The 13,788-nt window shown below is 68.9% G+C and carries 12 protein-coding genes; 7 read left to right on the forward strand and 5 right to left on the reverse strand.

Going from position 1 to position 13,788, the window contains the following annotated elements:
- Positions 1 to 33 precede the first annotated feature (33 nt).
- The 3 genes from xdhA to AC1D29_RS02710 are packed head-to-tail and all read left to right on the forward strand — an operon-like array spanning position 34 to position 4,393.
- Positions 34 to 1,509: a xanthine dehydrogenase small subunit gene (xdhA, locus tag AC1D29_RS02700; protein ID WP_477894341.1), complete on the forward strand. Its 1,476-nt coding sequence runs from the start codon at positions 34 to 36 to the stop codon at positions 1,507 to 1,509.
- Positions 1,506 to 3,824 (forward strand): xanthine dehydrogenase molybdopterin binding subunit, encoded by a 2,319-nt coding sequence (gene xdhB, locus AC1D29_RS02705; protein WP_477894342.1) that lies wholly within the window; start codon positions 1,506 to 1,508, stop codon positions 3,822 to 3,824. Before xdhA ends, xdhB begins: the two co-directional genes overlap by 4 nt.
- Positions 3,821 to 4,393: a peptidoglycan recognition protein family protein gene (locus AC1D29_RS02710; RefSeq protein ID WP_477894343.1), complete on the forward strand. Its 573-nt coding sequence runs from the start codon at positions 3,821 to 3,823 to the stop codon at positions 4,391 to 4,393. The genes xdhB and AC1D29_RS02710 overlap by 4 nt, the downstream gene beginning before the upstream one ends.
- A 14-nt stretch (positions 4,394 to 4,407) precedes the next feature.
- On the opposite strand, the gene AC1D29_RS02715 is transcribed toward AC1D29_RS02710, so the two are convergent.
- The 4 genes from AC1D29_RS02715 to polA all read right to left on the reverse strand — a co-directional run bounded on the left by AC1D29_RS02715 (position 4,408) and on the right by polA (position 8,920).
- On the reverse strand, positions 4,408 to 5,043 hold the full coding sequence (locus tag AC1D29_RS02715; protein ID WP_477894344.1) for a response regulator transcription factor: 636 nt from the start codon (positions 5,041 to 5,043) through the stop codon (positions 4,408 to 4,410).
- 34 nt (positions 5,044 to 5,077) lie between these two features.
- Positions 5,078 to 5,698 (reverse strand): ATPase, encoded by a 621-nt coding sequence (locus tag AC1D29_RS02720; protein ID WP_477894345.1) that lies wholly within the window; start codon positions 5,696 to 5,698, stop codon positions 5,078 to 5,080.
- 3 nt (positions 5,699 to 5,701) lie between these two features.
- Positions 5,702 to 6,067: a type II toxin-antitoxin system prevent-host-death family antitoxin gene (locus AC1D29_RS02725; protein ID WP_477894346.1), complete on the reverse strand. Its 366-nt coding sequence runs from the start codon at positions 6,065 to 6,067 to the stop codon at positions 5,702 to 5,704.
- 78 nt (positions 6,068 to 6,145) lie between these two features.
- Positions 6,146 to 8,920, reverse strand: a complete 2,775-nt coding sequence (polA, locus tag AC1D29_RS02730) for a DNA polymerase I (RefSeq protein WP_477894347.1) — start codon at positions 8,918 to 8,920, stop codon at positions 6,146 to 6,148.
- A 42-nt stretch (positions 8,921 to 8,962) separates the two neighbouring features.
- Here polA and AC1D29_RS02735 point away from each other — a divergent pair, with 42 nt between their 5' ends.
- From AC1D29_RS02735 to AC1D29_RS02750, 4 genes are all read left to right on the forward strand, one after another.
- Positions 8,963 to 9,256, forward strand: coding sequence for a hypothetical protein (locus AC1D29_RS02735; protein ID WP_477894348.1), 294 nt, complete (start codon positions 8,963 to 8,965; stop codon positions 9,254 to 9,256).
- Positions 9,257 to 9,300: 44 nt separating this feature from the next.
- Entirely contained in the window at positions 9,301 to 10,290 is a 990-nt protein-coding gene (locus AC1D29_RS02740; RefSeq protein ID WP_477894349.1) for a homoserine kinase, read from the forward strand.
- An 82-nt stretch (positions 10,291 to 10,372) separates the two neighbouring features.
- On the forward strand, positions 10,373 to 11,194 hold the full coding sequence (locus AC1D29_RS02745; RefSeq protein ID WP_477894350.1) for a BPSS1780 family membrane protein: 822 nt from the start codon (positions 10,373 to 10,375) through the stop codon (positions 11,192 to 11,194).
- A gap of 90 nt (positions 11,195 to 11,284) precedes the next feature.
- The gene (locus AC1D29_RS02750; protein ID WP_477894351.1) at positions 11,285 to 13,252 is read left to right on the forward strand and encodes a PhoX family protein; all 1,968 of its coding nucleotides are present in this window, start codon (positions 11,285 to 11,287) and stop codon (positions 13,250 to 13,252) included.
- A gap of 101 nt (positions 13,253 to 13,353) precedes the next feature.
- On the opposite strand, the gene AC1D29_RS02755 is transcribed toward AC1D29_RS02750, so the two are convergent.
- Positions 13,354 to 13,758, reverse strand: a complete 405-nt coding sequence (locus AC1D29_RS02755) for an HPF/RaiA family ribosome-associated protein (protein ID WP_477894352.1) — start codon at positions 13,756 to 13,758, stop codon at positions 13,354 to 13,356.
- Between the last annotated feature and the right edge of the window lie 30 nt (positions 13,759 to 13,788).

Genomic DNA, 13,788 nt, shown 5'->3' on the forward strand with positions numbered 1-13,788 from the left:
ATTCTGAGGCAACGCTCGACAATCGGAGCCAGCATGAATACGCGTCCCATCCGTTTTTTCCACCGCGGCGAGGTCGTCGAGGTGACCGACCTGCCCCCCACGACCACCGTGCTGCAGTACCTGCGCGAGCATGCCGCCTGCACCGGCACCAAGGAAGGCTGCGCCGAAGGCGACTGCGGCGCCTGCACGGTCATCCAGGGTGAGCTGGACGCCGCGGGCCAACTGCAGCTACGCAATGTCAATGCCTGCACGCAGTTCCTGCCCACGCTGGACGGCCGCGCGCTGCTGACCGTGGAAGACCTGGGCGGCCCCGCGCAGCTCAGCCCCGCCCAGCAGGCGCTGGTGGATTGCCACGGCTCGCAATGCGGCTTCTGCACGCCCGGCTTCGTCATGAGCCTGACCGCCTGCTACGAGCATCACCAGGCCGCCGGCACCACGCCCACGCGCCAACAACTGGCCGACGCCTTGTCCGGCAACCTGTGCCGCTGCACCGGCTACCGGCCCATCCTGGACGCCGGCGAGCGCATGTTCGACGCGCCGGCGCGCTGCCTGGACCGTGCGCCCATCACCGCGGCGCTGCAGGCGCTGAGCAGCGACGAACCGCTGGACTACGGCCACGCGGGCGCGCGCTTCCATGCGCCGCAGAGCGTCCACGACCTGGCGCTGCTGCGCGAGACCTACCCGCAGGCCACGCTGCTGGCCGGCTCCACCGACGTGGGGCTGTGGGTCAACAAGCAGTTCCGCGACCTGGGCGACGTCATCTACACCGGCCGCGTCGCGGCGCTGCGCGAGATCCGGCCCGAGGACGGCGGCCTGTGGATTGGCGCCGCCGCGTCGCTGGAAGACAGCTGGGCCGCGCTGGCCGCCGCCGTGCCGCGCCTGCGCGAGCTGTGGCTGCGCTTCGCGTCGCCGCCGGTGCGCCATGCCGGCACGCTGGGCGGCAACATCGCCAACGGCTCTCCCATCGGCGACGGCGCCCCGGCGCTGATCACACTGGGCGCCGACGTCATGCTGCGCCGCGGCGCGCAGCAGCGCCGGCTCAAGCTGCAGGACTTCTACCTGGACTACCAGAAGAAGGACTTGCAGCCCGGCGAGTTCGTCGAGGCGCTGCACGTGCCGCTGCCCTCCGCCGACTGGCGCCTCAGCGCCCACAAGATCTCCAAGCGTCACGACAGCGACATCTCGGCCGTGTGTGCGGTGCTGGCGGTGCGCGTCGACGCCGGCATCGTCCGCGAAGCCCGCTTCGCGTTCGGCGGCATGGCGGCCATCGTCAAGCGCGCCGCTGCCGCCGAGGCCGCCGTCGTCGGCCAGCCCTGGACCGAAGCGGCCGCCCAAGCTGCGGCCGCCGCGTTGGCGCAGGATTTCAAGCCCATGACCGACATGCGCGCATCAAGCGGCTACCGGCTCAGGGTCGCGCAGAACCTGTTCACCAAGCTGTGGCTGGAGACCGGCAGCGCCCGCACGCTGCCCATCGGCGTCTGGCCGTCGCTGCAGGAGGTGGTGGCATGAACAAGCCCGAAGTCCTCCCCGTCGCGCAACCGGTGGTCGGCAAGTCGCTGCCGCACGAGTCGGCGCATCTGCACGTCAGCGGCGCCGCGCCCTACATCGACGACCTGCCCGAACCCGCCGGCACGCTGCACGCGGCACTGGGCCTGTCGCCCATCGCCCACGGCAAGCTGCTGGGCATCGACCTGGCGCGCATCCGCCAGATGCCCGGCGTCGTCGCCGTGCTGAGCGCGGCCGACATCCCGGCCGAGAACAACTGCGGCCCGCTGCTGCACGACGACCCCATCCTTGCGGCCGACGAGCTGCGCTATGTCGGCCAGCCGGTGTTCGCCGTCATTGCGACCCACCGTGAGCTGGCGCGCCGCGCGGCGGGGCTGGCCAGGCAAGTCATCCAGGCCGAACCGCTGCCGCCGGTGCTGACCGCGCTGGACGCGCATGCGAAGCAGCAATACGTGCTGCCGCCCATGCACCTGACGCGTGGCGAGCCCGACCAGCACCTGGCCAGCGCGCCGCACCGCCTGCAGGGCACGTGGAGCCTGGGCGGCCAGGAGCAGTTCTACCTGGAGGGCCAGATCAGCCTGGCGGTACCGCAGGAAGGCGGCGAGGGCCTGCTGGTGCATTGCTCGACGCAGCATCCCAGCGAGATGCAGCAGCTGGTCGCGCATTGCCTGGGATGGCATGCGCACCGCGTCGTCGTGCAATGCCGGCGCATGGGCGGCGGCTTTGGCGGCAAGGAATCGCAGTCGGCGCTGTTCGCCTGCGTCGCAGCCATCGCCGCCTTGAAGCTGAAGAAGCCCGTCAAGCTGCGCGTGGACCGCGACGACGACTTCCTCGTCACCGGCCGCCGCCACGGCTTCGACTACCGCTGGGACGTGGGCTTCGACGCCGACGGCCGCATCCTGGCCGCGGAGATCGACCTGATCTCCAACGCCGGCCACAGCGCCGACCTGTCCGCGCCGGTCATGGCCCGCGCGCTGTGCCACTTCGACAACGCCTACTGGCTGCCGCACGTGGCCATGCACGGCTACTGCGCGAAGACCAACACGCAGAGCAACACCGCCTTCCGCGGCTTCGGCGGCCCGCAGGGCGCCATCGCCATCGAGATGATCCTGGACGGCGTCGCCCGCCGGCTGGGGCTGGACCCGGCCGAGGTGCGCCAGCGCAATTTCTACACGGCAGGGCAGGACACGACGCCCTACGGCCAGCAGGTCGAGGAGCTGCATGCTCAAGCGCTGACGGCGCAACTGCTGGCCAGCAGCCGCTACGCCGAGCGCCGCGCCGAGATCGCCGCCTTCAACGCCGCCAGTCCTGTGCTGAAGAAGGGCCTGGCCTTCACGCCGGTCAAGTTCGGCATCTCCTTCAACGTGGCCCACCTGAACCAGGCCGGCGCGCTGGTGCATGTCTACACCGACGGCTCGGTGCTGGTGAACCACGGCGGCACGGAGATGGGCCAGGGGCTGAACACCAAGGTCGCCCAGGTCGTCGCGCATGAGCTGGGCCTGCCGCTGGCCAGCGTGCGCTGCTCGGCCACCGACACCAGCAAGGTCGCCAACACGTCCGCCACGGCGGCGTCCACCGGCAGCGACCTGAACGGCAAGGCCGCGCAGGACGCGGCACGCAAGATCAAGGCGCGGCTCGCGGCCTTCGCGGCCGAACGCTTCGGCTGCGCGGCCGAGCTGGTCGCGTTCGCCGACGGCCATGTCACCGGGCTCGGGCAAAGCCTGCCCTTCGAGGATCTTGTCGCCGCGGCCTACCTGAAGCGCGTGCAGCTGTGGAGCGACGGCTTCTACGCCACGCCCGGCCTGCACTGGGACCGCAGCAAGCTGCAAGGCCACCCCTTCTATTACTACGCCTGGGGCGCCGCGGTCTGCGAGGCGGTCGTTGACTCGCTGACCGGCGAGAGCCGCATCACGCACGCCGACATCCTGCACGACGTCGGCAGCAGCCTGAACCCCGCCATCGACGTCGGCCAGATCGAAGGCGGCTTCATCCAGGGCATGGGCTGGCTGACGATGGAAGAGCTGGTGTGGCACCCGGTGACGGGCCTGCTGACGACGCACGCACCCAGCACCTACAAGATCCCGACCGCCAACGACTGCCCGCCCGAGCTGAACGTGGAGCTCTTCAATGTGCCCAACGCCAGCGAGACCATCCACCGCAGCAAGGCCGTCGGCGAGCCGCCGCTGCTGCTGGGCTTTGCGGCGCTGCTGGCCATCAAGGACGCCTGCGCGGCCTGTGGACCGGAGCGCTGCGACCCGCCGCTGCGCGCGCCGGCCACGGCCGAGGCGGTCCTCAACGCGATCGACGCCGTCCGATGAAACGCATTGCCTGCCTCGCGCTGTCTTTGGTCCTTGCCGGCTGCGCCAGCACCCCGCCGGCGCCGCCGATCGTCCCCGTCGAGGCCTGGGGCGGCAGCTCGGTCGCCAGCAGCGCGCCGCCACAGCAGATCACGCACATCACGCTGCACCACCAGGGCGAGATCTGGAAGGACGGCACCGATGTCGAGGCCTATCTGCGCCGGCTGCAGCAGTGGTCGCGGCTGACCAAGCGCTGGGCCGACATCCCCTACCACTACGTCATCGCGCCGGATGGCCGCATCTACGCGGCGCGGCCGCTGACGCAGGCGGGCGACACCAACACCGAGTACGACCCGCGCGGCCATGCGCTGGTCATGCTGGTGGGCAACTTCGAGGAACAGCAGCCCACGCCGGCGCAACTGAAGGCCGCCGTCGACGTGACCGCCTGGCTGGCCCGGGAGCACCACTTGGGCCTGGACGCGATCGCCAGCCACAAGGAGCACAGCAGCCAGACCGTCTGCCCGGGCAAGAACTTCTACGCCTACCTGGAATCGGGCTGGTTCAAGGCCGAGGTCGCCAAGCGCCTTTAGGAAGGCGCGCTTCCTCAGGAGCGCATCTTCTGCGTGGCGATCAGCACGGCCTGCGTGCGCGAGTTGGCGCCCAGCGCCTTCAGCACGGCGGCGACATGGTCCTTCACCGTCTCGACGCTGACGCCCAGCTCGCGCGCGATCAGCTTGTTGGACAGACCCTGCGTCAGCAGGTGCAGCACATGCTTTTGGCGCGGCGTCAACGGCAGCCCGGCCCAGTCCTGCGGCACGGCCTCGGCCGACACGGCCGGCTCGGGGGCGTCGTCGACCCGCGGGCGCAGCGGCGGCACATAGGTGCCACCGGCCAGCACCAGGTGCAAGGCCTGCACCAGCGTGTTCAGGTCGCTGCGCTCGGGCACGTAGCCCATCGCACCGGCGCCGATGGCCTGCAGCGCATCCTCGGTTTCGTCGCTGCCTGAAATGACCACCACGGGCAGCAGCAGGTGCTCGCGGTGCAACTGCTGCAGCAGCTCGAAGCCGCCTTCCACGTGCAAGTCCAGCAGCACCAGGCGGGGAATGGCCTCGCCCAGCGCCACCCGTGCGGCGGCCGCGGTGTCGACGCCCTGCACCTGGGCGCCGGCAAAGTGCTGCTCGATCAGGCCGGTGAGCGCAGCGCGCACCATCGGAAAAGCATCGACCAGCAGAACCCTCATCGCCCAACCTCTCTTCAATGGGCGCCGATGATAGTCAACGCAGGGCGGCCGCCAGCAGAGGCTTGGCCCACGCGGGCACCGCCCGCAACGGTGCATGCGCAACGACGCGGCCCGCCTGCATCTGCAGCAGCAAGACCGGCTGCGGCCGCCGCCCGGACCGTGGGTCGGCCTCGAAGCTGTTGTCGAAGAGGCGCAGGCTGGCCAGGTGCGGCATCAGCTTGACGAGGTTGGCCCGGCTCGCGTCGAAGCGCTCGCGCACCTTGGCCTGCGGGATGTCATGCCCACCCGCCAGCACACGGGCGGCGATGCGGCGCAGGTGCAGCTCCGGCGTCGCCAGGCCGGCGAACCACACATGGACCTCGGCACCGGCGCGGGCGCCGTCCAGCAGCAGCTGGGTCATGCTGGTGCCGCCCAGCGTCGTCTCGAAGGCGTAGGTCAGGCCTGACGCCAGCGCCTTCTCCAGGCCACGCCGGCCCAGCGTCCAGGCCAGGCCGTTGGCCTGTTCGGCGGACAGGCCGGGCTGCTGCTCGCGCAGCCGCGCGGCTGCAATGTCGGGGTTGAAGAACTCGGCACCGCTGGCCTGGATGGCCGCACCGCCCAGCGAACTCTTGCCGGCGCCGTTGACGCCGGCGAGCACGAACAGTTTGGCGGGCAAGGCTCAGGCGGCCTTGCGAACAGCCTTGCGAGGCTTGGCGGCCTTCACGGCGGCCTGGCCGACAACCTCGGGGGGCATCGCGAAAGCATCCGCCAGCGCCTCGCCCTGCCCTTGCATGCGCGCCAGCATCGCGTCGAACTCGCCGCCCAACGCGCTCAGATCGGGCTCGGCGGCGCGCTGCATCTCGCGATAGCGCTCCACCGACATCAGCACGAAGGCGGGCTGGTCGTGCTTGGTGATCAGCACCGCGCCATGGGCGGCCACGGTGCGGCCGACCTTCTGGATGCCGGCGACGAGCTGGGTGGCCGAGACGCTGGGCAGTTCGGCAGCGAACTCGGCAATGACGGGCTGGTCGACGAAGGCGGACATGGAAGTGCTCCCACTAAGCATGTCCGCTATTTTGCCTAATTTACGGAAATTGGGGAAATCAGGGATTTTCAGCGCGCCTCAATGCGCCTCGTCCCAGTTCGGGCCCACGCCCACCTCGGCCAGCAACGGCACCTTCAGCTCGGCCACGCCGGCCATCAGGCGTGGCACCTCGGCGCGCAGCCAATCCAGCTCGGCCTCGGGCACCTCGAACACCAGCTCGTCGTGCACCTGCATGACGATCTTGGCCTGTTTGCCCGCGCGGTCCAACTCCGCCTGCACGGCGAGCATGGCCAGCTTGATCAGGTCGGCCGCCGTGCCCTGCATGGGCGCGTTGATGGCCTGGCGCTCGGCGCCGGCGCGGCGCGGCCCGTTGCCGCCACGGATCTCCGGCAGGTAGATGCGCCGGCCGAACAGCGTCGAAACATAGCCGAGTTCGGCCGCACTCGCCTTGGTCTCGTCCATGTAGCGCTTCACGCCGGCAAAGCGCGTGAAATAGCGCTCGATGTAGTCCTTGGCGGCCTTCTGCTCGATGCCCAAGGCCGCGGCGAGACCGAAGGCGCCCATGCCGTAGATCAGGCCGAAATTGATGGTCTTGGCATAGCGGCGCTGCTCGTTGGAGACCTCAGCCAGCGGCACGTTGAAGACCTCGCTGGCCGTCGCACGGTGCACGTCCTGGCCTTCCTGGAAGGCGCGCAACAGGCCGGGGTCCTCGCTGATGTGGGCCATGATGCGCAGCTCGATCTGCGAGTAGTCGGCGCTGACGATCTTGAACCCCTGCGGTGCGACGAAGGCCTCGCGCACGCGCCGGCCCTCGGTCGTGCGGATGGGGATGTTCTGCAGGTTCGGCTCGTTGCTGGACAGCCGCCCCGTCACGGCCACGGCCTGCGCGTAGTTGGTGTGCACGCGGCCGGTGTGGGCGTTGATTTGCAGCGGCAGCTTGTCGGTGTAGGTGCTCTTGAGCTTGGACAGGCCGCGGTATTCCAGGATCTTGGCCGGCAGCGGGAAGTCCGCCGCCAGCTCGGTCAGCACCTCTTCGTCGGTAGACGGTGCACCGGTGGCGGTCTTCTTGACGACCGGCAGACCCAGCTTCGTGAACAGGATGTCGCCGATCTGCTTCGGCGAGCCTATGTTGAAAGGCTGGCCGGCGATCTCGTAGCACTGCTGCTCCAGCAGCACCAGGCGCTGGCCGATCTCATGGCTTTGCATCTGCAGCCGGCCCGCGTCGATCAGCACGCCGTTGCGTTCGATGCGGGCCAGCAGATCGGCCGTGGGCATCTCGATGTCGCGGTAGATGTGCGTCAGCCCGGCGTCGGCCTCGATCTGAGGCCACAGCACGCTGTGCAGGTGCAGGCACATCTCGGAGTCCTCGCCCGAGTAGGTGGTCGCCTTGGCCACGTCCACCTGGGCGAACGGGATCTGGTGTGCGCCCTTGCCGCACAAGTCCTCGTAGCTCAGGCCCTTGCGGCCCAGGTGGCGTTCGGCCAACGCTTCCAGGTTGTGGGTCTTGTGGGCTTCGAGCACGTAGCTCTCGAGCAGCGTGTCGTGCTGCACGCCGGCCAGGTTGATGCCGGCATTGGCCAGCACATGGCGGTCGTACTTGAGGTTCTGGCCGATCTTCTTGGCGGCGTCGTCCTCCAGCCAGGGCTTCAGGCGCGCCAGCACCTCGTCCATCGGCAGCTGCTCGGGCGCATCCGGGCCGCTGTGGGCCAGCGGGATGTAGGCCGCCTCACCGGCCTTGTCGGCGAAGGAGATGCCGACGATGCGCGCGGTCATCGGGTCCAGCGAATCGGTCTCGGTGTCCAGCGCGCACAGCGGCGCGGCACGCAGGCGGGCGATCCAGGCGTCGAGCTGTTCGAACGTCAGGATGGTGTCGTACTGGCGCGCCAGATCGCCCGCATCAGCAGCCGCGCTGGCGGGCGACTCGGCTTCGTCGAACAAGCCGGGGTTGGCCGCCGGCGCCGCCTTGGCCTTGGGCGCGGGTGCCTCGCCGGTCAGCTCCTCCAGCCAGGCCTTGAAGCCGTTGCGCTTGTAGAACTCGGCGAGCGGCGCCTTGTCCGGCTCGCGGAAGGCCAGTTCCTCCAGCTGGGGCCAGCCAGCCACGTGCTCGGCCAGCTCGCAGTCCAGCTTCACGGTGACCAGCTTGCGGCCCATGGGCAGCCAGTCCAGCGCGGCACGCAGGTTCTCGCCGGCCTTGCCCTTGATGGCTGGCGCCGCGGCGATGACGCCGTCCAGCGAGCCGTACTCGGCGATCCACTTCGCGGCCGTCTTGGGGCCGACGCCGGTCACGCCCGGCACGTTGTCGACGGTGTCGCCCATCAGCGTCAGGTAGTCGATGATGCGGTTGGGCGGCACACCGAACTTCTCGAACACGCCAGCTTCGTCCAGTCGCTCGTTGCTCATCGTGTTGATGAGCTCCACGTCCGGGTTCACCAATTGGGACAGGTCCTTGTCACCGGTGGAGACGATGACGCGGTGGCCCTGGGTGGCGGCGATACAGCAGAGCGTACCGATGACGTCGTCCGCCTCCACGCCCGCCACCGTCAGCGTGGGCCAGCCCAGCAGCTTCACGACCTCATGGATGGGTTCGATCTGCGCGCGCAGCTCCGGCGGCATGGGCGCGCGCTGGGCCTTGTACTCGGGGTACCAGTCGTCGCGGAAGGTCTTGCCCGGCGCGTCGAACACGCAGACGGCGTGCGCCGCGCCAATGTCGCTCTGCAGCTTCTTCAGCATGGCCACCATGCCGCGCACCGCGCCGGTGGGCTGGCCCTCGGGGCCGCGCAGGTCGGGCATGGCGTGGAAGGCGCGGTACAGGTAGCTGGAGCCATCGACCAGCAGCAGGATGGGTTTACTCATGGGCAGGGATTCTCGATCAGCACGCCGCCTAGAATCGACAGCATGCTGCGCCTTGCCGTACCCCTGCTGATCGCCGCCCTTTGTGGCGGCGCCTTCGCCGACCCGCCGCCCGAACCCAAGGTCGAGCGCACCGTGGCGGAGGATGACCAGGTGCGCATCGAGGAGCTGAAGGTGCGCGGCGAGGCCAAGAAGGTCACGGTCAAGAACAAGATCACCAAGGCGCCGGACTACGAAATCGTCGTCAACGACGCGGGCCGCGAGTCGGCCGGTGGCACCGGCACCGGCCTGAGCAAGAGCGGCTCGGGCACGCGGGTCTGGCGAGTCCTCAACTTCTGACCGCGCGCGGCCTGCGGGCCGTTTCAGTCGCTTTCCCCCGACCCATGGCCGTTTTCACCGAAGTCAGCACCGCGCAGGCCCAAGTCCTGCTGGACCATCTTTCCCTCGGGCGCCTCACGTCGCTGCGCGGCATCGGCGCCGGCATCGAGAACACCAACTACTTCGTCGACTGCGAGTCGGGCCATTACGTGCTGACGCTGTTCGAGCGCCTGACGGCCGAGCAGCTGCCCTTTTACCTGCGCCTGATGCAGCACCTGGCGCAGCGCGGCGTGCCGGTGCCCGAGCCGCATGCCAATCAGGCCGGCGAGATCCTGTTCGACGTGGCGGGCAAGCCGGCGGCCATCGTCGACCGCCTGCACGGCGGCCACCAGCTCGCGCCCGACGCCTTCCACTGCCGGCAGGTCGGCGCCACGCTGGCGCGCATGCACCTGGCCGGCCGCGACTTCGCGCTGCAACAGCCCAACCTGCGCGGCCTGGCCTGGTGGCGCGAGGTGGCACCGCAGCTGCTGCCCTTCCTGGACACAGCGCAGGCCGAGCTGGTGCGCAGCGAGCTGGCCTACCAGGAGCAGCTCGCCGCATCCGCCGAGTACGCGCACCTGCCGGCGGGGCCTATCCACGCCGACCTGTTCCGCGACAACGTCATGTTCGAGCCCGGTGAAGGCCCCGGCCGCGAGCGGCTGACCGGCTTCTTCGACTTCTATTTCGCGGGTTGCGACACCTGGCTGTTCGACTTGGCCGTGTGCCTGAACGACTGGTGCATCGACCTGACGACCGGCTGCCTCATCGAGGAGCGCGCCAGCGTCTTCGTCGCCGCCTACGAAAGCGAACGGCCGCTGTCCGGCGCCGAGCACCGCCTGCTGCCGGCGCTGCTGCGCGCGGCGGCCTTGCGCTTCTGGCTGTCGCGCCTGTACGACCTGCACCTGCCGCGCGAGGCCAGCCTGCTGAAGGCGCACGACCCCAGCCACTTCGAGCGCGTGCTGCGCGAGCGCATCGCCAAGCCCTGGCATGCGCTGGCGGGAGGTGGCGAAACATGAGCCGCGCAGCGCTGGGCCGCCCCAAGCAAGCGGCCATCCCCCTGGGGGATCGGGCAACGTACTCGTTGACCGACGGGCAGACATGACCATGCAGCTGCACCTGCAAGACGTGCCGGCGCGCAACGGCCGGCTCTGGATACGCCACGGCTTCAAGGTCTTCCAGCGCCAGCCGCTGGCGCTGGCCGGGCTGTTCGGCATGTTTCTGTTCGCGGGCTTTTTCGCGATGCTCATCCCCGGCGTGGGCCTGATGCTGACCATGGCCTCGCTGCCGCTGCTGTCGCTGGGCTTCATGCTGGCCACCCACCTGGTACTGCAGAAGAAGACGCCGACGGCCACGGTCTTCGTCGCGCCGCTGAAGCTGACGCCCCAGCGGCGCAACGCCCAGCTGATGCTGTGCCTCAGCTACGCCGGCGCAGCGCTGCTGATCGGCCTGCTGGCCGACTGGGTGGACGGCGGCAGCACGCGCGACCTGCAGCGGCTGATCGCCGAGAACGCCGACAACGACGCCATCGCCAATGCCGCCACCGACCCGCGGCTGTTCTGGGGCATGGCCACGCGGCTGGGCCTGGTGGCGCTGCTGTCGGTGCCCTATTGGCATGCGCCGGCCCTCGTGCACTGGGGCGGCCAGGGCGTGGCCCAGGCGTTGTTCTCCAGCACGCTGGCACTGTGGCGCAACAAGGCAGCGTTTGCGTTGAATGCGCTGCTGTGGGGCGGCCTGCTGATGGGCGTGGCCGGCGTCGTCAGCCTGGCCTTCGCGATGCTGGGCCTGGCGCAGTTCGCACCCATGGTGCTGATGGCCACGGGGTTGCTGCTGTCGACAGTGTTCTACGCGTCGCTGTACTTCAGCTTCGTGGACTGCTTCATGTTCGGCGCGCCGCCGGGCCTGCTGGACGACCAGGCCTGACCCGACACGGCCCTCGGTTTTTCACGAGGCCGACATGCAAGTTGCATAGATTGCCGCGCTTCCATTGCTCGGGCAGTCACTGCCGCTTCCATGTCCCAGTCCAACGTTCTCCATCGTCGCCAAGCCCTGAAGTTCCTGGGCACCCCGCTCATGCTGCCGCTCGGCGGCACTGCCCTGGGCAGCCTGCTGACCGCCTGCGGCGGCGGCAGCGACGACGACACGCCACGCCCCAGCTTCGCATCGGCCAGCTTCACCGGCATGGCCGCACCCAGCCTGGTCACGCCGGCCGACATGGCCAGGACGCTGGTCAGCTCGACATTGACCGTCAAGTTCAGCGACGACAGCACGCAGGGCTTCACGCTGGCCTACCAGCCCTTCTTCACGACCGGTGACCTGGTGCCGGACGGCAAGGGCGGCACCATCCTGGCGGGTGGTTATGTCGACTTCGCCGGCAAGGCCATCGTCGATACAACGGTGGCCGCCAGCCCGCGCCAGTTCTTCAGCGACTCGCCGGACGGCACCTCGCTGCTCAAGCTCGACAACGCCGCCGTCCCCGGCGTCAAGGGCAATACCGTGTTCGCCGTCGTGCAGTTCGAATACACGACCTGGGCGCAGGACGGCAAGACCGACATGTACGGCAAGCTGCCCTCGCCCATCGCCGTGCTGACGCTGGACCAGGACCCCGCCACCGGCAAGCTGTCGCTGGTCAAGTACCACAACGTCGACACCGCGCCGGCCATGGGGCTGTGGATCACCTGCGGCGCCAGCCTGTCGCCGTGGAGCACCCACCTGTCCAGCGAGGAGTACGAACCCGACGCGTTCACCATCGCCAGCAACGCGCAGTTCAAGGCCTACAGCAAGAACCTGTTCGGCAGCGAGACGCAGGCCAACGTCTACCACTACGGCCACCTGCCCGAAGTGACCGTCAACCCCGACGGCACCGGCACGATCAAGAAGCACTACTGCCTGGGCCGCATCTCGCATGAGCTGATCCAGGTCATGCCCGACAACCGCACCGCCATCATGGGCGACGACGCGACCAACGGCGGCTTCTTCATGTTCGTCGCCGACAAGGAGAAGGACTTGTCGGCCGGCAGCCTGTATGTCGCCAAGTTCGGTACCGGCTTCTCGCTGGACCCGGCCGCCGCGGGCGCGGCCATCACGTGGATCAAGCTCGGCTCGGCCGCCAGCGCCGAGGTCAAGGCGCTCGCCGACACGCTCAAGCCCACCGACATCATGGACGTGGCCACCACCGACCCGCTGGACGCCAGCTACACCAAGATCTGGTTCAGCGGCAAGGTGCAGTGGGTGCGCGTGAAGGCCGGCATGGACAAGGCGGCCGCCTTCCTGGAGACCCACCGCTACGCCGCGCTCAAGGGCGGCTCCATGGCCTTCACGAAGATGGAGGGCACGACCATCAACGCCAAGGACAAGATCGCCTACTCGGCGCTGCAGAACATGCAGAGTTCCATGGTGAAGGGCAACGCCGCCTGGAACCCGGACTTCAACATCACCATCGACAAGGCGTTGAATGCCGGCGGCGTGCTGGCCCACACGCTGAGTGCCGGCCAGAAGGACACGGCAGGTGCCGTCATCAACAGCGAGTGGGTGCCGTCGCTGACCAAGGCGCTGCTGGTCGGCGAAGACCTGGCCGCGGCCGACGCCCTGGGCAACCTCGCCAACCCCGACAAGATCGGCGCGCCGGACAACCTGAAGTTCTCGGAGAAGCTGCGCACCCTCTTCATCGGCGAGGACAGCAGCTACCACGTCAACAACTTCGTCTGGGCCTACAACGTCGACACCAAGGTGCTGAGCCGCCTGGTCTCCATGCCCTCGGGTGCCGAGGCCACGGGCCTGGGCGTGGTCGACGACCTGAACGGCTGGACCTACATCACCAGCAACTTCCAGCATCCCGGCGACTGGGGCACGCCGTTGCACAACATCGTCAAGGCCACGCTGGACCCGCTGGTGCGCGCCAACTACAAGGACCGCTTCGGCGCCCAGGTGGGCTACCTGACCGGCGCGGCCACGGGCATGAAGTTGGCGAAGATCGCCTGAAGGAGGACTTGATCGTCGAGTGATGGAAGGGGCGGCGGGAGCAGCCCCTTTTTCGTGGGGCGCGGCAAGAGCCCTTCAAGCGCTTGCCGGCGCCTATCGCATCACCGTGGTTCGGCCGCGGGTGGCGCCTCATCGTCGAACTCGCGGGCCACGTCGGCGCTCAACTCGCCGGTGCCCGGATGGCGCCGCTGGCGGTCCTGCTGCTTGCCCAGCGCCGATTCGAGCGCCCTCGTCAACTTGTCGGCTGCGCCCTCGATCGCCAGGTGCAGGCTTTCGGCCTGGTGCTTGACCGCGATGTTCTTCAGCCCCGTCACACGCGCCTCGAGCACGCAGCGCATGTCGTCGGGGCCCGATTTCTCGCCGCTGTTCATGTCGCCCAGGTGCGCCTCCACATGCGTCACCTGGCCCTTGTAGTGGTCAACCGCGTCGCGGATCACGCCCTCGACATGCTCAATCAGCTTCTCACGGCCATCCACATGGTTGTCGGTCTCGATCTGCACCTGCATTGCATTCCCTTCCGGCGCACGGACGTCACG

This window comes from Roseateles sp. P1_C6, from assembly GCF_056406315.1.